Annotated in this window: 16 protein-coding genes; 4 read left to right on the top strand and 12 right to left on the bottom strand. The window is 42.9% G+C overall.

Annotated features, from left to right (window positions below):
* The first annotated feature begins 257 nt into the window (after positions 1–257).
* Entirely contained in the window at positions 258–1,625 is a 1,368-nt protein-coding gene (locus ACZ42W_RS19720) for a monomeric [FeFe] hydrogenase (RefSeq protein ID WP_464166961.1), read from the top strand.
* Positions 1,626–1,702: 77 nt separating this feature from the next.
* On the opposite strand, the gene ACZ42W_RS19725 is transcribed toward ACZ42W_RS19720, so the two are convergent.
* Positions 1,703–2,275, bottom strand: coding sequence for an ANTAR domain-containing response regulator (locus tag ACZ42W_RS19725; protein ID WP_464166962.1), 573 nt, complete (start codon positions 2,273–2,275; stop codon positions 1,703–1,705).
* Between the two features lie 32 nt (positions 2,276–2,307).
* Complete coding sequence (gene glnA / locus ACZ42W_RS19730; RefSeq protein WP_464166963.1) at positions 2,308–3,636, bottom strand: type I glutamate--ammonia ligase; 1,329 nt, start codon at positions 3,634–3,636, stop codon at positions 2,308–2,310.
* 371 nt (positions 3,637–4,007) lie between these two features.
* Between glnA and asnB the strand changes: the two genes are divergently transcribed.
* Entirely contained in the window at positions 4,008–5,852 is a 1,845-nt protein-coding gene (gene asnB / locus ACZ42W_RS19735; RefSeq protein ID WP_464166964.1) for an asparagine synthase (glutamine-hydrolyzing), read from the top strand.
* A 50-nt stretch (positions 5,853–5,902) separates the two neighbouring features.
* Here asnB and ACZ42W_RS19740 read toward each other — a convergent pair whose 3' ends face one another.
* The 7 genes from ACZ42W_RS19740 to ACZ42W_RS19770 form a co-directional block, all read right to left on the bottom strand.
* Entirely contained in the window at positions 5,903–6,115 is a 213-nt protein-coding gene (locus ACZ42W_RS19740; protein WP_464166965.1) for a hypothetical protein, read from the bottom strand.
* Positions 6,091–6,366, bottom strand: coding sequence for a phage holin family protein (locus ACZ42W_RS19745; RefSeq protein ID WP_464166966.1), 276 nt, complete (start codon positions 6,364–6,366; stop codon positions 6,091–6,093). The genes ACZ42W_RS19740 and ACZ42W_RS19745 overlap by 25 nt, the downstream gene beginning before the upstream one ends.
* Positions 6,367–6,371: 5 nt before the next feature.
* Positions 6,372–6,659 carry a hypothetical protein gene (locus ACZ42W_RS19750; RefSeq protein WP_464166967.1) on the bottom strand — a complete coding sequence of 96 codons (288 nt, stop codon included), beginning with the start codon at positions 6,657–6,659 and terminating at the stop codon, positions 6,372–6,374.
* 304 nt (positions 6,660–6,963) lie between these two features.
* Positions 6,964–7,521: a Fe-S-containing hydro-lyase gene (locus ACZ42W_RS19755; RefSeq protein ID WP_464166968.1), complete on the bottom strand. Its 558-nt coding sequence runs from the start codon at positions 7,519–7,521 to the stop codon at positions 6,964–6,966.
* The gene (locus ACZ42W_RS19760) at positions 7,521–8,378 is read right to left on the bottom strand and encodes a fumarate hydratase (RefSeq protein ID WP_464166969.1); all 858 of its coding nucleotides are present in this window, start codon (positions 8,376–8,378) and stop codon (positions 7,521–7,523) included. The genes ACZ42W_RS19755 and ACZ42W_RS19760 overlap by 1 nt, the downstream gene beginning before the upstream one ends.
* 168 nt (positions 8,379–8,546) lie before the next feature.
* Positions 8,547–9,983, bottom strand: a complete 1,437-nt coding sequence (aspA, locus tag ACZ42W_RS19765) for an aspartate ammonia-lyase (RefSeq protein ID WP_464166970.1) — start codon at positions 9,981–9,983, stop codon at positions 8,547–8,549.
* A gap of 51 nt (positions 9,984–10,034) precedes the next feature.
* Entirely contained in the window at positions 10,035–11,321 is a 1,287-nt protein-coding gene (locus tag ACZ42W_RS19770; RefSeq protein ID WP_464166971.1) for a cation:dicarboxylate symporter family transporter, read from the bottom strand.
* 339 nt (positions 11,322–11,660) lie between these two features.
* On the opposite strand from ACZ42W_RS19770, the gene ACZ42W_RS19775 reads away from it, so the two are divergent.
* A complete protein-coding gene (locus ACZ42W_RS19775) occupies positions 11,661–12,938 on the top strand; it encodes an ATP-binding protein (protein WP_464166972.1) in 1,278 nt (425 codons plus the stop codon).
* A gap of 6 nt (positions 12,939–12,944) precedes the next feature.
* On the top strand, positions 12,945–13,868 hold the full coding sequence (locus tag ACZ42W_RS19780; protein ID WP_464166973.1) for a response regulator: 924 nt from the start codon (positions 12,945–12,947) through the stop codon (positions 13,866–13,868).
* 165 nt (positions 13,869–14,033) lie between these two features.
* On the opposite strand, the gene ACZ42W_RS19785 is transcribed toward ACZ42W_RS19780, so the two are convergent.
* From ACZ42W_RS19785 to gltB, 3 genes are all read right to left on the bottom strand, one after another.
* Positions 14,034–15,632: a hypothetical protein gene (locus tag ACZ42W_RS19785; RefSeq protein ID WP_464166974.1), complete on the bottom strand. Its 1,599-nt coding sequence runs from the start codon at positions 15,630–15,632 to the stop codon at positions 14,034–14,036.
* A gap of 304 nt (positions 15,633–15,936) precedes the next feature.
* A complete protein-coding gene (locus ACZ42W_RS19790) occupies positions 15,937–17,421 on the bottom strand; it encodes a glutamate synthase subunit beta (RefSeq protein WP_464166975.1) in 1,485 nt (494 codons plus the stop codon).
* A 39-nt stretch (positions 17,422–17,460) separates the two neighbouring features.
* Complete coding sequence (gene gltB / locus ACZ42W_RS19795) at positions 17,461–22,017, bottom strand: glutamate synthase large subunit (protein ID WP_464166976.1); 4,557 nt, start codon at positions 22,015–22,017, stop codon at positions 17,461–17,463.
* Positions 22,018–22,313 lie beyond the last annotated feature (296 nt).

Below are 22,313 nucleotides of genomic sequence, written 5' to 3' on the forward strand. Positions count from 1 at the left end.
AATAAGCTGAAAATTCTTATAGAAATTTGATTGAATATATTCTATTTATAAAATAAACTTCCAAGTTAAACATTTCACATTCATATTGTATTTAACAGATTGTCTCTGGTACACTAAGTATGATGAATATATACCAATTAAATATGCCAATTAGTCTAATAATTTCACAAATTATTAATGAAACAAGACAACCCGCATTGATTATTACATTTTAATGAGATACAAAATCAAAAATGGATATTTAAGGAGGATACGAAGTGGCACAATCCGAAATCATGCAAATTCGCCATCAAGTGTTGAAATCCGCATTGGAGTGGGTAGGTGATAGCCACGACCGTAACGATCGCTCTACCTTAGCTCGTGAAATCATTCCCGATGGATCTCCCCGTTATCGTTGCTGTATCCATAAAGAACGAGCCATTATCGAAGAACGCTTAAAAGTTGTCTTCGAGCCTGATACGGGTCCGATCGTTCAAGTTCTCAAAGAAGGGTGTAATGGATGTGAAATGCACCGTTATATCGTGACTGACCTATGTCAGAACTGCGTTGGTCATTTCTGCTCCTCTAACTGCGCCAAAAAATCAGTCCTCTTTATCAATAATAAAGCGTTCATTGACCAAACACGCTGCGTGGAATGTGGCCTTTGTGCCCGGAATTGCCCTTATCATGCCATCATAGAGCAAAGAAGGCCTTGCGAAGAAAGTTGCCCGACGAAAGCAATCTCTGTTCGTGAGGATCGCATTGCAAGTATACAAGAAGAGCATTGCACAAGTTGTGGAAAATGCATCGTCAATTGCCCCTTTGGCGCAGTCGTAGAATCCTCACAACTCGTGAATCTTGCCGAAGAGCTTCGTGAGCCCAGGAAGGCAATCTATGCTGTCATCGCTCCTGCTTTCGTAGGGCAATTCGGGAGAAAGGTTACTCCAGGACAGGTTAAGTCAGCACTCTTAAAGCTAGGTTTCAAAGACGCCCTTGAAGCCGCACTTGGCGCAGACAAGACGATTGAACTCGAAGCTCTGGAGTATCAAGAGCGATCTGCTCACGGAGAACAGTTTATGACCAGTTCCTGTTGTCCGGCTTACGTAGCAGCGGTAGAGAAGGAAGCACCTGACTTCCTCACTTATATTTCCACCACACTATCTCCGATGGCCCAAGTCGCACAAATGATTAAGCGAAATGACCCTGAGGCAAAGGTTGCCTTTATCGGACCCTGTATTGCCAAGAAGGGAGAAGGCAGGAAACCCGAGACTCAGGTGGATTATGTGATTACATTTGAGGAATTAATGGTTTGGTTTGAGTACGAAGGAATTAATCCTGCCGAGGAATCGAATCTGATTCTCGAAGGACCGAGTTCGTTTGCGCGCGAATTTGCTAAAGCTGGAGGAGTTGCTGCTGCTCTACGTGCTTACCTAGGAGAGAATGCCCCAGCAACTTTCCAAACAGAAGGGATTCAGAACAGCTTGAAGGCCCTGGAAACTCACATTAAGAACAAGGAGAACGGGTTTCTTGAGTGTATGGCCTGTGAGGGTGGCTGTATTAGTGGACCAAGAACAATGATTGCACGTCCCGTTGCCGAGCGTGCCCTAAAGGAGTTTGCTCAAATAGGGAATCCGCTCGCTAAGTAAAATTCAAAGAATAACTTGCTGTTCATATAAACTCATCTAAAAGGAGAAACCAACGTTACTAACGAAGGTTTCTCCTATTACTTATATTCTTTTATTATATCTTCCGCCACCTGAACTTGCGGCAGTCGCAAATCCATGGCTCTTTTCTGAATGAGGCGGAAAGCCTCCGGCTCGCTGAGCTTTAACTTTTCGACAAGAATCCACTTAGCTTGTTCAACGACTTTACGTTCATCCATACGCTTTTTCAAGTCGTCGCGCTCACTTTTCAGTTGAGTCATCGAATTCCTTACGGATAAAGCAAAACGAACCGTCTGAAGCAAGGTGAGCCGATTGATGGGTTTAGGAAGAATCAAGGCACCTGTTTTTTCTAAGCTTGTATGCATATCATTCAGCTGATCCGGCCGCGCGATGACGACGATTCCCGCCGATGTCTTCTCATGAGCATCGAAGACCAAATCCGTCCCATGCTCATCAGGGAGCGGAGTACTTATGATGATCAAATCCGGTTGAGTGTGGAAAAACTGTCGGCGCGCTTCATTGGCCGAATGAGCGCAGCTTACAGGATAAAATCCTTCTCTTACGAGCATCGCTTCCATACTACTTGCGACTTCAGGTTTTCCACTGACGATAAGAACACTCCCTGCGCTCATTAAAAATCACCCCTTTGTGCAGGGTTCCATGATTAAAATATTTTTAAATACCGATCTATCTCCCAGGAATGGACCGAATTATCATAAGCTTCCCATTCAGAAGTCTTTGCTGAATAGTACTTATTAAAAATATGGTCCCCAAGGGTCGAGCGGATAAGAGGATCTTTCCTCATCTCCTGAAGAGCGAGTAATAGGTTTGAGGGAAGTCGATCAAGCTTAAGGCGTTTCTCCTGTTCTGGGGAAAGATCATAGATATTGACATTCACCGGTTTGGGTAATTTCAAATTCTTTCTTAATCCGTCAAGCCCTGCTTCCAAGACTAAGGCAAGGGTCAAATAAGGATTGCAGGTTGGATCAGGACTCCGAAGTTCAAGTCTCGTCGCCTCCCCACGAGGGGCAGGGACGCGCAATAAAGGGCTGCGATTCATAGGGGACCAGGCAATATGCACAGGAGCTTCAAATCCGGGAGTCAGACGTTTATACGAATTCACCAGAGGATTAGAGATGGCCGTGATCCCTTTGATATGGCTCAGTAGTCCGGCCGCGAAGTGCTTGGCTGTCTCAGAGATATCCTCTTGACCCTCACTCGCATTAAATAGGTTAATCCCATCTTGGGTTAAAGACATATTGATATGCATCCCTGAACCGCTTACACCAGGAAGCGGCTTAGGCATAAAGGTCGCATGAAGGCCGTTGCGCTGAGCGATAATTTTAACGACCAGTTTAAAGGTCATAATGTTGTCTGCTGCAGTGAGAGCATCCGTATATCGGAAATCGATTTCATGCTGCCCCGCTGCTGACTCATGATGTGAGGTTTCGATTTCAAAACCCATTTCTTCAAGGACCAGGCAAATCTCGCGGCGAGTGTTCTCTCCTTGATCGATGGGAGCCAAATCACAATAACTGGCTGCATCATGCGTATTAGTCGTTGGCTTTCCTTCATCATCAGTATGGAACAAGAAGAATTCACATTCAGGACCCACTTGGAAGACGTAGCCAAGCTCCTCAGCCTTTTTCAGGGTTCGTTTGAGAATATATCGAGGGTCCCCTTCAAATTGCGAGCCATCATGATTTTTTACATCGCAGATAATCCTTGCGACTTTTCCCTGCTGCGGTCTCCAAGGAATAACTGAGAAAGTCTCTGGATTCGGGAAAAGAAACATATCAGAAGCTTCAACTCCAGTGAACCCTGCAACGGATGAGCCGTCGAACAAAACTCCCTTTTCGAAGGCATTGGGAAGTTGCTTATTGGTTATGGCTATGTTCTTCATTCGGCCAAAGATATCCGTGAATTGTAAACGAATGAATCGAACGTCGTTCTCTTCCACGAACTTAAGGCAATCCTCTTTTGAAAAATGCATTAGGAGTACTCCTCTCTTAATTAAAGTAAAAAGAGCGCACTAAGATCCCTTCTTAGGGTCCTTAGAACGCCTTTGTTCTATACCTAACTCTATGGTTTTTAAGAGATAAAAACCATACAATTTATCATATCTTTGGACGAGTCGTCTGTCAATACAGGCATAGCTAGACCTATGTACTCTTTTCCGTTATTTTTATAGATTCATCCGTAACCGATATTACTAATTTCGACATTTATGCCTGAATCGCCGTCCCGAAATACTTTTCGAATATTGCACGACTACACCCTGCATTGCATATATTAAATAAGAGACAAAGAGGTACTCTTACTTGAGTTCCTCTATGTCATTTTTGCGACTGTGAGGTGTTTGCTATGTGTTCCATTCTTGGATTACTGGACTTTTCAAAGAAAATCTCCCCGAAGGATTTAGAACATCTTGCTCCGATGGGAAAGAAACTTGCCCACAGGGGCCCCGACCAAAACGGTACTTCCTTTGGTGAATCCTTTGCTTTTCAACATAACCGCTTAGCGATTATCGACATTGAAAATGGAAGACAACCCATGACTGCTGTCCACGAAGGTTTCGAGTATACCATCGTATATAATGGAGAACTTTACAACACTGACGAACTTCGCAGCGAACTTCGTGCTTACGGAGTGGAGTTTAAAACATATTGTGATACTGAAGTCGTCCTCTATTCCTACATCATTTGGGGAGAAAACTGTTCGAACAAGCTGAATGGAATCTTTGCCTTTGTCATTTATGACTCTAAAGAAAAAAGGGCTTATCTATCCAGAGACCGTTTCGGAATCAAACCCTTATTCTATACATTTGTCGATGGCGCTCTCCTCTTTGCCTCTGAAATCAAAGCACTCTTCAGGCACCCCAAAGTCAAGCGTCAGCTCGATATTTATGGATTATGGCAACTCCTCTATATGATGCCGGTCAAAGAAGAAGGCACAGCGATATTCAAGGACATTTACGAACTTCCTCCAGCCTCGCATGCCTTTTTTGATCTAAATGCCCAGAGAAGTGGCCTAAAACTATCAAAGTATTGGTCCTTACAAGCTCTTCCGAATACGGACAGTGAAGCAAGCATCGTGGAAATAACTCGAGGATTATTGGTCGACACCATCGAGCGCCAACTCGTGTCGGATGTTCCTTTATGCACGTTCCTTTCCGGAGGGCTCGATTCGTCAGTCATAACTGCCGTCGCAGCGGAGAAATACAAACGGGAAGGAAAACAACTTGCCACCTATTCCTTTGAGCATGAAGGAAGTCGAGAACATTTTACCCAGACTCTTTTCCAACCCCAAAGTGATGATGACTACGCTGTTTATCTGGCCCAATACCTGAACACCGACCACTCCATTCTCACAGCCAAAAGCGAAGAGCTCGTCGACCTCTTATTGGATGCAGTGAAATATCGAGACTATCCTGGAATGGCCGATATAGATTCTTCCCTTCTCTATTACTGCCGGCAAGTTAAAGTCAATCACACAGTTGCTTTATCAGGTGAGTGCTCTGATGAAATTTTTGGTGGGTATCCTTGGTTCTATCGCCCCGAGATGCTATCCAGCGGTTACTTCCCCTGGATCCACGATCCGCAAGCACGTATCAATCTGTTCAAGCCAGAGATCGTGCGCCCTACAGAGGGCTTAGAATATACTTCCGAAATCTACAAAAGGAGTGTTAAGTCCTGCCCAATGATTCCAGGTGAACCAGAGAGCATGAAAAACGCACGTATAGCCAATTGGCTTTCCATCAACTACTTTATGACCTCTTTGCTCGAGCGAAAAGATCGGATGAGCATGGCAGCTGGTCTTGAAGTCAGAGTTCCCTTTGCAGACCATCGCCTGATCGAGTATGTCTTCAACGTTCCCTGGGAAATCAAGTTCAAAAATGGGGTAGAGAAAGCGCTTCTCCGCGAAGCGATGAAAGACTATCTTCCAGAGAAAATCCTTAATCGCAAGAAAAGTCCCTATCCTAAAACCCATAATCCCCTTTACGAAGAGCTGGTCTTCAAGCTCTTTAAAGAACGTCTTACTTCGGGAAGCGGGATATTACCTGAACTTCTACAAAACGATATCTTAGATCGTTTAATGAACCCAGGGAATGAGACCTGGTTTGGACAACTCATGGGGACTCCGCAATTGATGGCTTGGCTTGTTCAGCTGGATTATTGGTTTGAGGAGTACCAAATCACCCTAGTCTAGATTGGAAAAAGCCCGTAACACCTGCTTTGAAATGTTACGGGCTAAGACCCTTAGATCATTTTCTTTAAGGCCGTGGTAGCGACACTCACAAGATTTTCCCGTATTTTCACGGAATCGGCAGATAGCATACCCGCTACGAAACAAGCCACTGCGACCTGCCAGAGATTGTTTACCACCAATTGTTTGGGTTGAATTCCTGCAACGGAATCTTTGAGCTGCTGCTTTGCCTCAGCAACACTCAAGCCATCTTTCTTTTTGCGCAAAGGAGCAAGCCTCCTCCCATGATAAACGCCAACACGGCGACAGCAAATGCTGCTAGGAAAGGTGGCATAAGCTGACTGAATCCTAAGTAAATTGCCCACACAAACATAGCGAATCCGGTTATAGCCAATACAACGGCTAGCAAAAATAGCCCCACCGCAATGAGTATTTTGAAAATCTTTTCCCTAAACTCCGTAAATTCTGCTTCAAACAAGTCAAAAAGTTTTATGATGAAATCCGCCAAGCTTTCCATAAATACTACTTCCTTTTCAGAAACTTTACGACTAGAAAGCCTAGGCCGAAGGCAATCAGAAGGGCTGCTAATGGATGTTCCTTGGCTGCTACAACTCCTTTGTCAACCGCCTTTTTGCCTTGCTCACATGCCTTCTTAGCAACTTCTTCACCTGCTTCTAAAGGCTTTTGTGCTACTTCCTTCACCAGTTCATATCCAAGGTCTACGGCCATAAGAAGTGCTGCCTTAACATCTGTTAAATCGATGGGATTAGGTTGACTGGTAGTCGTCGGTTCACTGTAGTCTGATTGCATCTTTTCTACCTCCTCTATTTTTGCTAGACCTTCGGCATTTCTTTGAGTTCAGTAAGACAAAGTTCCCTATCGATTAAAAATTCTTCCTCACCACTAATCGAACCAAACATGCTGCTAGAGCGCTTGTCCACATCTTCCCAAACTCAAGGTCCTGCCTATTCTGCGAAGCTAGATTTACGAATTGCTTCGCATATTAATATTCTAACAAGAATAGAGTAAATTTTCCATTAAATCGTATAAATCTATAATAAATACTATCTTTTAATATATCTTTCAAAAAGGTCCAATATTTCAGAACGCACTTTTACTCCCCTTGATACTGCGCTCTACCGAACTCATAGAGATTATTCCCTTCACTATCAATAATCACAATAACAGGGAGGTCTTTTACTACTAAACGGCGTACAGCTTCTGGTCCAAGGTCAGGATAAGCAATAACCTCGGCAGAGACAATGCATTTTGCAATCAATGCTCCCGCTCCCCCGATGGCTCCAAAATAAATGGCTTGGTATTTCTTCATGGCGTCGATGACCTCTGCAGAGCGTAACCCTTTGCCAATCATTCCTCTTAAGCCTTCTTTTATGAGTACGGGAGAATAAGCATCCATCCTCCCACTCGTCGTAGGTCCAGCTGAACCGATAACTTGACCAGGCTTAGGTGGAGTTGGGCCAACAAAGTAAATGATCTGATCTTTTACATCAAAGGGAAGTTCTTTACCTTCTGCTAACCCTTCGACCATCCGTTTATGGGCCGCATCACGCCCAGTATAAATGACTCCACTTATTAGTACTTTGTCTCCAGCTTTAAGTCCCTTTACTTTATCAAGGGTTAAAGGGGCTTCAATTCGTATGGGTTCTCCCATTATTGCTCTCTCCCCTCTAAATAGACTTCCTTATGCCGGGTAGAATGACAATTGATATTTACTGCAACAGGCATACCTGCGATATGTGTCGGATAGACTTCAAGGTTAACGGCTAACGCTGTAGTTGCCCCGCCAAAACCTTGTGGCCCAATTCCTAACTTATTAATCTTTTCTAACAGATCTCTTTCGATTTCTGCAAGGTATTCTTCTTGGCTAAATTGTCCGATAGGACGTAATAACGCTTTCTTAGCTAGAAACGTCGCTTTTTCCATCGTCCCACCTACTCCTACTCCCACAACAATAGGCGGACAGGGATTTCCTCCTGCTTTATCGACAGTTTCGATAATAAACCGTTTTGCTCCTTCTAACCCATCAGAAGGCTTCAACATTTTGAGTGCTCCCATGTTTTCACTGCCAAATCCCTTAGGAGCTATAGTGATATGAAGCTTATCTCCAGGAACGATATCATAATGAATGATGGCAGGAGTATTATCTCCCGTATTGACACGATTAAAGGGATCTTTTACTACTGATTTTCGTAAAAACCCTTTTTCATACCCGCGTCGTACACCCTCATTCAGTGCGTCGGTAAGTTGTCCGCCGATGATGTGCACATCTTGTCCGAGCTCAACAAAGAGTACGGCCATCCCGGTATCCTGACACATCGGAACGCGTTCTTCATGGGCAATCTCAGCATTTTTAATAAGAAGCTGAAGTATTTCTTTACCTTGTTGGGAGGTCTCCTGGCTTATTGCACGTTTGAAGCCCTCCATTACATCCTCACCTAGATCGTAATTCGCTTCAATACAGAGCCTTTCAACAGCATCTATAATATGTTCACTATGGATTTCTTTCATATTAACCTCCCTTTTGCCGCTGCCGCTAGCGACATAAATAGTAATGAAATAATAACTTTTGCTATAAGCAAATCGCCATAAAAAAGGGACGGTGCTCTAAGTAATAATACTAGAGCACCACAGGGAACCGCTTACTCACTTTTTCTCAAAAAGCTCGGAGCCATAAATTTACTTTGCCAGTAGGGCATCTTTATTCAATAGTCTAGCCCCTGAAATCCCCGGATGAGTCATTTCATAGGGATCTAGAATTTCGTCCAACTCTTCTTCTGTCAATACATCATCTCTTAGACAGAGCTCACGGACGGAACGTCCAGTAAGAATAGCTTCACGTGCCAGTCTCGCTGCTACCTCATACCCTAAATGAGGATTTAGAGCAGTAATGATTCCAACACTTTTTTCAACATAATCCTTACAACGCTCTTGGTTCGCTTCAATACCTGCTAAACCGTATTGAGTAAAGACTTTAAAGACATTGGACATAATAGTAAGGGATTGTAACAAATTGAAGACGAGTACAGGTTCCATGACATTAAGTTCAAATTGACCGGCTTCAGAAGCTAGGCAAATGGTGTGATCATTTCCGATAACTTGGAAGGCTACCTGATTCACAACTTCGAAGATGACCGGATTCACTTTACCTGGCATTATAGAAGAACCCGGTTGGCGAGGTTGCAGACTAAGTTCACTTAAGCCAGTACGTGGGCCCGATCCCATTAAGCGAATGTCATTACAAATCTTAGACATGTTGATCATGCAGATTTTAAGAGCCGCTGATACTTCTGTATAGGCATCCGTATTTTGCGTTCCATCGACAAGGTTCTTAACATTATCCAGCGGAAACCCACTAATCTCTGCTAATCGTTCTACTACAATCTTAATGTAATAAGGATCAGCATTAAGTCCTGTGCCTACTGCTGTTGCACCCATGTTAACTTCATATAAACTATGGCGTGTTTTCTTGATCCGCTCGATGTCCCTTTTGACTACGCAGCTATACGCCTCAAATTCTTGGCCTAATCGAATGGGTACTGCATCTTGCAAATGAGTGCGACCCATTTTAATGACACCCTTGAATTCTTCAGCCTTTTTATCAAACATAGCCTTCATTTCTTCCATGGCTACAAGAACCTTATCCAGCAAGCTAAGAGTGGCAACATGAACCGCTGTAGGGAAAGCATCATTGGTTGACTGACCCATATTTACATGGGTATTGGGGCTAACAACAGAATAATCTCCTTTGTTTTCTCCCAGTAGTTCGATCGCACGGTTTGCGATCACTTCATTCGTATTCATATTAATAGAAGTGCCTGCCCCCCCTTGAATGGGGTCAACGATGAATTGATCCAACCATTTCCCGTCGATAATTTCTTCAGCAGCTTGAACCATCGCTTTGCCTAAACGTGGATTAAGAAGTCTTACTTGCATATTAGCCAAAGCTGCTGCTTTTTTGACCATAGCCATGGCTTTAATCAAGGCCTCATCAAGCTTATATCCCGTAATCGGGAAATTCTCGATGGCTCTTAAAGTCTGAACGCCATAATAAACCTCCAAGGGAACTTCTTTTGTCCCTAAAAAATCCTTCTCAACTCTTACATTTACTGTCATTGCTACAATTCCTCCCTCTTACAAATTCACAAGATGCAAATGAGTTCGGTATTATTTGGCAGCTTGTAATTCAACAGTCGATATAGCCTTCGCATACTCACGAGATTGGTCCACGTTAAACTCGCCTTCCCACTTCGACATAACGATACATGCCAAAGAGTTTCCAAGAACATTCAAGGAAGTACGGACCATATCTAAAATCCTATCAATCCCTGCAATGAAGGCCAATCCCTCTAGAGGCAGCCCCATAGCACCGAGAGTCGTCACAACAACCACCAAGGACGCTCCTGCGACACCAGCCATCCCCTTAGACGTTAACATCAAAGTAAGAAGAAGTGTGATTTGAGCACCTAAGCTCAAATGAATACCATACATTTGGGCGATAAATAAAGCAGCCAATGCCTGATAAATAGCTGATCCGTCAAGATTAAATGTGTATCCCGTTGGAACAACAAAGGAGGTAATAGCCTTTGGGCAACCGAATTTCTCCATCTTCTCCATAACTTTGGGAAGAACCGTCTCTGAACTTGCCGTCGAGAAGGCAAGAAGTAATTCTTCCTTCATGACTTTCATCACGGTAAAGATGCTTGTTCCTGCCATCTTGGCAATTGGTCCTAAGATAATCAGAATGAATAAGGCCACGGTTAGGTATACGGCTATAATCAACTTTCCGAGCGGAATGAGTGAGGCTACACCGAATTTGGATACAGTTACACCGATAAGAGCAAAAACTCCGATTGGAGCAACTTTCATAATGGTATTCGTTACCCAAAACATAACTTCAGCGACACCTTGGAAAAACTCAAGAACTGGTTTTCCCTTCTCACCAAGCGCTGCGACACCAAGACCAAACATAACGGCAAAGAATATAATTGCGAGCATATCCCCTTTTGCGAGGGAGTCAAAGATATTCGCAGGAACGATGTTAACAATAGTTGATGCAAAACCACTATGCCCTGCTGTTTCAGCAGTCTTTACATAGTTCTGAATGTCACCTTTAGCAAGTTGAGACATGTCAACTCCAGTGCCTGGTTTCATTAGATTTGCAGCGAGAAGCCCCATGCCAAGAGCAAATGTGGTTACAATTTCAAAGTAGAGAATTGTTTTACCACCTAATTTACCAACTTTCTTTATATCTCCGGAGCCAGCTATACCGACAACTAACGAAGCAATAACGATTGGAGCAACAATCATTTTGATGAGTCGGATAAACATGTCGCCGATAGGTTTTAAATAGTCAGAAACTGCTGGGTTTCCGTAATAGACCGCACCGACAATGATACCTAATACAAGTCCAATTAAAATCTGCCACGCTAAACCAATTTTTACATTTTTCATAAACATCCTCCATATTCGCATGCGATTTGATGTAAATTAACTATCTGATGAGCTTTATTTAAGCTAAGAGACTAGTAACCTGATTTTCCATACTTTCAGCCTATGCCACAGCAAAATGATACTCCTTGCTAGCCCTCCTCTCTGTTCCATCTTTTCTGCTCAATCATGTTTCCTGATTCAATGTCTCAGGTAACTGTTTTTTCTGAATTCATTCTATAATCGGAACTATAAAAATCTATAAAATCATACATACTTGAATTTATGGAATATTATTTTTCTTGTAACATTTATAGTTTTTTTGTAAAATTTTAAACAAATCTTTTAATCGGAAGTGTGAGCATGAATGTGAACCGGCGTATTTTCCTATTAATGCTGATTATTGTTCCTATAGCCGGCGAGCTAAGACTAGAACCCTCAGATGTTTACTTTCGTTTTAGTTTAGGAACGCCAGCCTTTTTCTTTTTTTTACTCTGGCTTCGCTCCGCCAAACCCCTTTTATCCGGAACGCTTACTGGAGCCGTCGTGGTTGGATTCCGTGTCTTCCTAGAATGGGTATTTCTCGATTCCTTTCACTTCGAAGATGCCTTTAGACATCACTATGCCGTATTCTTCTATTACACTGCCTACTCTCTGCTCTTTTTCTATTTCCGAATGAACCACTTTTACCGCCGACCTATAATACTCGGTCTCCTCGGCGTGACGGTCGAGATCCTAGCAAGTATAGTGGAGCTCTCATGTAGAGCTTTAATCACAAGTCATCTCATCACACTACCTCTCTTTATCGAGGTCATGGTTATTGCTGTAATAAGAACTTTTTTTGCCATCGGGCTTTTTAGCGTTTTTATGCTAAGAGAATCCCAACTCGCAGAACGAGAGCAACGTAAGCGCAACGAACAAATCCTTTTCGTCATATCTGGCTTATATCAAGAATCCATTAACATTAGAAAAATGGAAGAGAATGCTGAAACGATTACTCGAGGAGCCTACGAACTTTACCGACAGATAAACAACAGCTCTACTCCAGAAAGTAAAACCTTGGCTCAAGATGCCTTAAAACTGGCTGGTCAAATCCATGAAATAAAAAAAGATAGTCAGCGTATCTTCGCTAATCTATCTCAGATTATTTCCGATGAAAACATTTCGAGTTATATGAAAATTGAAGAGCTTGGCGACCTCATTATTAAGTCAAATGAACGATACGCTCTGCTCCTTGGAAAAGAGATTACCTTTATATTCAATCTTGAAGGGGAGCACCCGAAGTATCATACCTACACCGTTCTATCCCTGATGAATAACCTCGTAGCCAATGCTGTAGAAGCAATTAAGGAAACAGGACAAATCACGATTTCCTTACAGCGCGTTGAAGACTTCGTGATGTTTCATGTGACGGATAATGGGTCTGGAGTATCTCCTCATTTAGTCGACGTTATGTTTGAACCAGGGTTCACGACTAAATTTGATGTTTCAGGAAAACCTTCTACTGGAATAGGCTTATCATATGTTAAACAAGTTATGGAAAATCTAGGCGGCCAAATTAACCTTAAACAGGATGCGGATCACCAAGGCATAACCTTTGTTCTTTCCATACCTGTGCAAAGTCTATCCAAAAAGGAGTAGATGGAAATGCGTTATTTTATTGTCGACGATGATGCGGCTATACGCGCCATGCTCAAAGAAATCATTGAAGACGAGGACTTCGGCGAAATCGTTGGGGAAGCAGAAAATGGCTCAGGTGTTACAGAAGATTCTCTGATTCTGGGTAAAGTCGATGTCCTCATTATTGATCTTCTCATGCCTATTCGAGATGGAATAGAAACGATTAAAACTATTGGTTCTTCTTTTCCAGGCAAGATAGTCATGTTATCACAGGTTGAGTCTAAAGATTTAATTGGCGAAGCCTATTCCCTAGGTGTAGAATACTATATTTCCAAGCCTCTGAACCGTGTTGAGTTCGTCAACATCTTAAAAAGAGTGAACAGTCATTTACTTCTAGAACGATCCGTCCAGGATATAAAAAAGTCCCTCAATGTATTGGATGGTGTTGAGCCTTCTGGGCATAAAAAACCCTATAAAGAAAAAAATATTTCCAGTTCGGGTACGTTTCTTCTGTCCGAATTAAGTATGCTAGGGGAAGCTGGAAGCAAAGATCTCTTGAGCATGCTCGAATACCTCTATTGCTTGGAAAAGGAAGCTGGCTCCTCTTTCTCCTTCCCTTCTCTTAAAGAAATCTTTCAAAATATCGCCCAACAAAAGATGATTAATACCCCACACTCCGATCATGTTAAAGAGATCAAAGCCTCCGAGCAAAGAATTCGCAGAGCGATCTATCAATCTCTTGTTCATATTTCATCCCTCGGCTTAACCGATTATTCTAACCCCACTTTCGAACGCTACGCCTCGAAATTCTTTGATTTTAACGAAGTACGGAAAAAGATGTCTGAACTTGAAAGCGACACGGATCCCGGAATGTCTAACAGTAAGATCAATACTAAGAAATTTGTTCAAGTTCTCTATTGGGAAGCAAAGCAATTAATGAGCCAACCATAGACTAAATACCTGAAAACTTTATTCGTAAAAAACGATCAGAATGTCTTAAAGCCCGTAACACGTCTTTAATGTGTTACGGGCTTTTAATTCAACCATACTTTTCAATCAGGAAACAAGGGACCTGTTCCCCTGTTTCCACGAGCAAACAAGACTCTTAAGGTATGCTTATAATAGCTTCACGATGCTATTCACCTTTTCACTGTCCTCTACATATTTTACCTTGATCTCATCGCCGATCTTCAGGAAGGGCAACCGTTCTGATTTGGAGATATTCGCAATATAGACATCACTCTGTCCTTCTAACAGGATATAGTAGAACGTATTCCCTTCGATAACGACATTTTGGATATCAGTAATCTTCGCTGTTATTTCAAATTCTACTTTAGGCGCTTGTGGAATTTCTTCGACCTTGAAGCCACTTCCCGTTTTAAACTTTCCAACCGTTTCTTCGACGGTCACACCGGTGATTACTTTCTGATAATTCTCGGCATCCACTAAAGCATACATCTTTATCAGCCCTGCGTTATCTTTTAAGGACATAAAATAGGTCGGTTTTCCGTTAATATTTAGAAGAATCGGGAAGGTGGAGACATAACGCTTCTCTTGTACTGCTCCTTGAGCGCTATCCATGGCAGAATACTCTTCTGCTGACGGTATACTGTAAAAGGTCGTTTCCTTTGTCCGTAGATTGACAAGAATAAATCCGATGTTTGATTCATCACGCACGACAGAGGTAATACCCGTATACAAATACACGTCATCATCAATGGCGAGATAATTATAGCCTTCGGTAGTCGCGAGTACCCCTTGCTGACCAAAAACTGAATTCAAGAACCCATTTTGATATCTACCGTTGTAATTGACTTGCTTCACCACAAGTTCGGACTCGAAAACTCGATCAACCCATTGGGGAACCTCATCTAGTTTGACTTTCTGATGCTCTCCTGTTGATGCATTTAACATAATCACTTCTTTGACATCTGTTCCACCAAAAAGACCAATTCTATTTTTATGCACTGATACAATCCAATAAGGCGTTCCTTTATCATCGACTTCAAAACTAAAGTCTCCGAAAATATCGGTCAAATAGTTAAATCTTAAATATCTATGTACGTTTCTCCCAAACAGCTCGCTCTCAGAATACCTAATATTTTGTTCAGGTTTCTCTAAAGTTACTTCTCCATTGATCATATCAACCATAATATAATTGGGGATTCCAGCTTTAGTATTATTCAGCCATTTAAAGAACCCCGCGTATTGCAAAGGAGATACTCGCACTGGTTTTCCCTGATAGTTTATTTGCGTGTAATCCGGTGCTACGCTGAACTGCGAGACTAACTCAACGATTTCCCCCATTTTTCTATCCCCAAGTCTTTGAGCCGTATCTCTGTCAACTGTCGGGATTTTATTAATGGGTAGCTCAGTTACATCCTTAGCAAAATTTCCATCTTGTTTTTCAATTAAAGTTGCATATTGTTTTGCATGAAAAATAGGTAGGGAGTAGACTGCCATTACTCCACCTACTAGTAATACAACCGTTGACATAATTAGCAAATAAAAAGATATTTTGCTATTGAGAGTCAATTTCTTTGAAGTCCTTTGAATTGAAAAAAATAGTACTGTGCCCAATAGGAGCACTGCCAACAAGTACACCCAAAAAATCCCGGATTGGAAGTTTATGGGTACGAGCATAACGTAATAAGAGATTAAGATAAAAGCAATCCATAAAATTGTTTTTATGATATTTCCTTTTGCAAATTTCATAAAGATTTTTCGTTCCTTTCTTTTTGTTGTTATTGAATCTTTTTTGAGCACCTTCTTATCTCATTAAGGCTAACTCTACTTTCTTTACACATATTGCGGGCTCACTTGGAAACTTCTCCAAAATGAAGTAAATTCCTTTATTAACCTCTGAAAACTTTGAATAGCGCACTTATCTGTACAGGCGAGCCCTCCCCTAGCCAGATGTGCTGGGCGTATATGTAAAGGCCCGTAACACATATTTCAGTGTTACGGGCCTTTCTTACTTTCTTGCTTTCTTTTTTTAGTTACTTACTTACGTTCTTACTTATTTTATAACGCTTTTACCCATGAGGTATTTATCGACTTCCCTTGCGGCAAGCTTTCCTTCCTGGAGAGCCCAGACAATGAGACTTTGACCTCTTCTCATGTCGCCTGCGGTAAAGACCTTTTCTACATTGGTCTCAAAAACTTCATAGTCTGCTTTTACATTGCTACGGGAATCCCGCTCAAGCTTTAACTCATTGGGAATCGTGTCTTCTGGACCGAGGAAGCCCATTGCTAGAAGAACTAAGTCAGCCTTCCAGACCTTTTCGCTGCCCGGGACTTCCTGAGGCACTAATCTTCCTGAAGCATTCTTAACCCAGGCGATTTCTACAGTATGGACTTCTTTAACCTCACCCTGTTCATTACCCACAATCTTTTTCGTGGAGATGAGATAATTTCTTGGATCCTTTCCATAGAGACTTATGGCTTCTTCCTGACCGTAGTCCACTTTAAGCTTCTTCGGCCATTCCGGCCAGGGGTTAGACTCTTCTATTCTCTTCACAGGTGGTTCAGGCATGATTTCAAACTGGTAGACGCTCTCACAGCCATGTCTTAGGGAGGTGGCTACACAGTCAGTTCCTGTATCCCCTCCGCCGATGATGATAACATTCTTACCTTTGGCACTAATAAAGCCGCCATCCTCAAGATTGGAATCAAGGAGACTTTTAGTATTAGCCTTCAGGAAGTCTACCGCAAAGTGAACTCCCTTAAGCTCATTTCCCTCAACATCAAGTCCTCGCCCCTTCGTCGCACCTGCGCACAGCACAACCGCATCATACTGATCAACGAGTTCTTGGGCAGGGAGGTCTTTGCCCACTTCTGTATTCAGCACGAATTTGATTCCTGACGCCTTCAGAAGATCAAGACGCCTTTCCACAAATCTCTTTTCGAGCTTCATGTTGGGAATCCCATACATCAACAGTCCACCGGCTCGGTCGTTTCTCTCGTAAACGGTCACGTCATGTCCTACGGCATTTAGATAATAAGCTGCGGACATTCCAGAAGGTCCGGAACCGACAACCGCGACTTTCTTCCCTGTGACTTTACCCTTTTTAGGGACTACCCAGCCTTCTGCAAAGGCTTTCTCAATGATTTCGTATTCAATGCAGTTAATCGTTACAGACTCCATGATGTGCCCTTCAGTGCAGGCGCCTTCACACGGCGCAGGGCACACTCTTGACGTAAATTCCGGGAAAGGGCTCGTTCTACTCAGCCTTTTGTAGGCTTCCTCCCACTGCCCCTTATAGATGAGCTCATTCCACTCTGGTATAAGATTATGCAGAGGACATCCAGATACCATACCACTTAACATCACACCACCGTGGCAAAAGGGCACTCCACAATTCATACATCTTGCACCCTGAGTTTTTATCACCTCAGGATCCCGCGGAAGCTTTATCTCGTTCCAGTCTTTGATTCTCTCTTCTGGCGCTCGTTTCTTTGGATCTATTCTTGTATACTCTAAAAATCCAGTCGCTTTTCCCATTTTAGTCCCACCTTAATTTCCTAAAGTCCTTGAAGCATCTTAAAAATTCTCTTTAAATGCGACCATCAAGGCTTCCTCGCCACTAAAACCAGCCTTCTTGGCCTTATCAATGTTAGTAAGCATACGTTTGTAATCCTTTGGTATGACTTTGGTGAATCTCAGTGAATAGCTTTTCCAGTTAGCAAGAATTTTCTTGCCCTGTGGACTTCCTGTATGCTCAACATGCTTTTGAATCATTTCCTTGATTTCGTTCATTTCTTCTTCAGCTTCAATCTTCTCCAGGGTCACCAATGACTTATTGCAGTATATTTCGTCAAAATCCAGAATGTAAGCAATACCGCCAGACATTCCGGCTGCAAAGTTTCTTCCTGTCTTACCCAGGATAACTACTTTGCCCCCTGTCATATATTCGCAGCCATGATCACCTACGCCTTCGACGACCGCTTTTATCCCGCTATTCCTTACGCAGAATCTTTCTCCGGCTATCCCGTTGATATAGGCTTCTCCTGAAGTTGCCCCATAGAAAGCGACATTTCCAATTAGGATATTTTGCTCAGGTTCATAGTCAGAAGTCTTCGGTGGGTAAACTACTACTTTTCCGCCGGAAAGACCTTTTCCTAGATAGTCGTTAGCATCTCCCTCAAGTTCAAGAGACATTCCCTTCGGAACAAATGCCCCAAAGCTTTGTCCTGCCGAGCCTACAAAGGAAAGCTTAATCGTATCCTCAGGAAGTCCTTCTTCACCATATCGCTTCGAAATTTCGCTGCCGATGATGGTTCCGACAACCCGGTCCACATTATTAATCTTTAGCTTAGATCTTATAGGTGTTTTATGCTCAAGTGCCGGGTTGCAAATTCTAAGAAGCTTCTTTATATCCATAGACTCTTCCAGCATATGCTTCTGTGATTGTGTGTTGTATCGACTCACATCAGCACCCGCATACGGTTGATAGAGAATCTGGGACAAATCCAAGTGGGCTGCCTTCCAGTGCTTTACATTCTCTTTGCTTTTCAGTCGATCTGAACGACCAACCATCTCATTAATTGTCCTAAAGCCCAGCTTAGCCATGATTTCACGCATTTCCTGAGCAATAAATCGCATGAAATTCTCGACATGCTCAGGCTTACCTGTGAAGTTTTTCCGTAGAGCTTCATCTTGAGTTGCTATTCCGACAGGACAGGTATTGAGATTACAAACCCTCATCATGATACATCCCATGGCAATGAGTGGCGTCGTTGCAAATCCGAATTCCTCTGCTCCGAGCATTGCCGCGATAACGACATCCCTACCGGTAAGCAATTTTCCATCGGTTTCGACAACCACTCTATCTCTCAGCTTATTTAGCACCAAGGTCTGATGCGTCTCTGCAAGCCCAAGCTCCCAGGGAAGTCCTGAATTTTGGATACTTGTCCTTGGTGAAGCTCCGGTTCCTCCGTCATATCCGCTGATCAGAATGACGTCCGCTTTTCCTTTCGCTACCCCTGCCGCAATGGTTCCTACGCCGACTTCAGAAACGAGCTTGACGTTAATCCGTGCATCCCTGTTTGCATTCTTCAGGTCATGAATTAATTCAGCCAGATCTTCGATGGAGTAGATATCATGGTGCGGTGGCGGTGAAATGAGATCGACGCCTGGGGTTGAATGCCTTACCTTGGCAATCTCCGGGTAAACCTTACGTCCTGGAAGCTGACCGCCTTCACCAGGCTTAGCTCCTTGAGCCATTTTGATTTGAATCTCTTGTGCATTAACAAGAAAGTTACTGGTCACACCGAAACGCCCAGAGGCTACCTGTTTAATGGCACTATTTTTAGTGTCACCGTTGGCCATGACCTTGAAACGTTCGTAATCCTCTCCACCTTCACCCGTGTTACTTTTTCCACCTAATCTGTTCATGGCGATGGCAAGACATTCGTGGGCTTCCTTGCTGATGGAGCCGTAGGACATTGCTCCCGTCTTAAACCTTCTAACAATTGAGTCCACTGATTCTACTTCTTCGATAGGAATGGTATCCCCTGCATTGATTTTGAAATCTAAAAGATGCCTTAAGGTGTATATTTCCTCATTGTTAATCTTTTTCGAAAAATCCTTAAAAACGGAATAATTACCTTCCCTACAGGCCTTCTGAAGCATGTAGATAGTTTCAGGATTATAGAGATGAACTTCCCCGTCATCCTTACACTGGAAGTGTCCGCCCACTTCAAGGGTATCCGTATAAAGTGAGTTTTCGTCATAGGCACTTTCATGCCGCATTTGATTTTCGAGTGCGATTTCTTCCAGACCTATCCCTTCGAGTCTAGAGGGGGTCATCGTGAAATACTTGTCGATAAGATTCTTCTTAAGCCCAACCGCTTCAAAGATTTGGGCACCATGGTAGCTATGCATTGTAGAAATACCCATTTTCGTGAGTACTTTAAGAATCCCTTTTACAGAAGCCTTAATGAAATTCTTTTTACCTTCTGCGTAACTCTGTCCATTGAGCATTCCTTTTTCAGAGAGGTCCTTAATCGTTTCATAGGCTAGATAAGGATTGATGGCAGTAACCCCATACCCGATAAGAGTACAGAAGTGGTGCACTTCTCTTGGTTCACCAGATTCCAGCACGATTCCTAGATTCGTTCTAATCTCTCTTCGAATCAGGTGGTGGTGAAGTCCAGAGGATGCCAAAAGCGCAGGAATTGCGGCCATCTTCTCATTGACGCCTCTATCAGAGAGGATAATGATATTTGCTCCTTCGCTAATCGCTTTATCCGCTTCTCTAAAAACTCTGTCCAAAGCCCTTTCCATAGCTTTTACCCCTGCTGAGGCCTTATAAAGTATGGAAATGCTAACGGTCTTGAACTTGCCACCATTCAGTTGCTTGATTGACTGAAGCTGTTCATTCGTTAGAATCGGATGCTCCAGGAATAGGCTGGCAGAATCTTTCTGATCAGGATCCAGCAAATTCCCGGTATCCCCAAGCAGAATGCTGCTCGAGGTGATAATCTCTTCTCTTATCCCATCAATAGGTGGATTGGTAACTTGCGCAAATAGCTGCTTGAAGTAAAGGTACAGCATCTGAGGTTTCTCAGATAATACAGCGAGTGGCGAATCCATACCCATAGCTCCAATCGGATCTACTCCTTCGGCTGCCATAGGTTGGATAGTTTTCGTGATATCCTCAAACGTATATCCAAAAGCTTTCTGTTGCTTAATAAGGTCTTCCCCTACCTGCTCTTCCTTTGCTTCCTCAACAGGCAGGTCGCTAAGTTTAACGATATGTCTGCTGTTCCATTCTCCATAGGGATGGAGCATCGAGACATTGTGTTTAATTTCTTCATCAGAGATAATTCTCTTTGCTGCGGTATCGATAAGCAGCATTTTACCTGGTTCCAGCCTGCCTTTGTACTTTACATTTTCAGGCTTGATGTCAATTACCCCAACCTCTGAGGCCAGAACAACACGATCGTCTTTTGTTACATAATACCGTGAAGGACGAAGTCCGTTTCTGTCCAGTACTCCACCGATGACCACACCGTCCGTGAAACCCATAGCCGCAGGACCATCCCAAGGCTCCATCAGAAAGTTATGGAATTCATAAAAGTCCTTTTTCTCCTTGGACATCAGTTCATTTTTTTCCCAAGGTTCCGGAATCATCATCATCACGGCGTGAGGGAGCGACCTTCCAGTAAGGTGCAGGAATTCAAGACTGTTATCAAACATCGCAGAGTCACTGCCTGAATCGTCGACGATAGGGTAGACTTTAGAGAGGTCATCAAAGAGAGGTGAATCGATACATTTCTGTCTCGCCTTCATCCAGTTTACGTTCCCACGAATTGTATTAATCTCGCCATTATGGACGATATACCGATTAGGATGTGCTCTCTCCCAGCTTGGGAAGGTGTTGGTGCTGAACCTTGAATGGACCATCGCAAGTGCTGAGACAAAATCAAGGTCCGAAAGGTCCAGATAGAAATTACGAAGTTGTTCAGCGGTAAGCATACCTTTATATACTAGGGTTTTGGAGGAAAGGCTGGCGACATAGAAAGTGCCTCCCTTCTCTTCACACATCGGGACGATTGCCTTTTCTGCTCTTTTCCTTATGATATAAAGCTTTCTTTCAAAATCCATTTCATCCGATATTCTGGCATCTTTCTCGATAAAAACTTGGATGAATCTAGGCATTACAGCTTTGGCACCTTCACCGATGGTTGTTTTATCGATAGGTACTTCTCTCCAGCCCAGGATTTTCTGACCTTCCTCCTGAACAATTCTTTCGAAGGTCTCTATCTGCGTTTTTCTAAAATCTTCATACTTGTGGGCGAATATCATACCTACGCCATAGCTGCCTTTTTCCGGTAAATCAAATCCCAGAACATCACATTCCCTTTTAAAGAAATCGTGAGGAATCTGGATTAGAATCCCTGCGCCGTCACCTGTATTTTCGTCTGCTCCGCTTGCACCTCTGTGACTTAAGTTTTCAAGCACAGTTAAGGCTTCCTCGATGATGTTATGAGATTTCTCACCCTTGATATTTACTACAAATCCCATACCACATGCATCGTGTTCTAATGCTGGATCGTAAAGGCCCTGTTTCTTTGGCAAACCATAACTTTGCATATTACTCACCCTCTGTTGGAATTTTTAAATATATAAAACAAAAAGGTGCTCTTAATAGAATGTACCTTAGCTAGAAAGTACAAAGCTATTTCGAGCGCCTTTGCTCTACAGTATTTATTTGTAAATTTAACTTAACATAAGAACACCTATGATTCAACCGTTTAACTCAATGTATACAATATTTAAAAGTGAAATTTAAAAGTGAAGCTGAGCCGGCAAGTTATTTCCGCCGTATATTCAGCTCCAATCTTCCTAGCCTACACCCAATGCTCCTGATTAAAAAAGCGGGATCGACC

The sequence above is a fragment of the Desulfitobacterium elongatum genome (assembly GCF_055378975.1).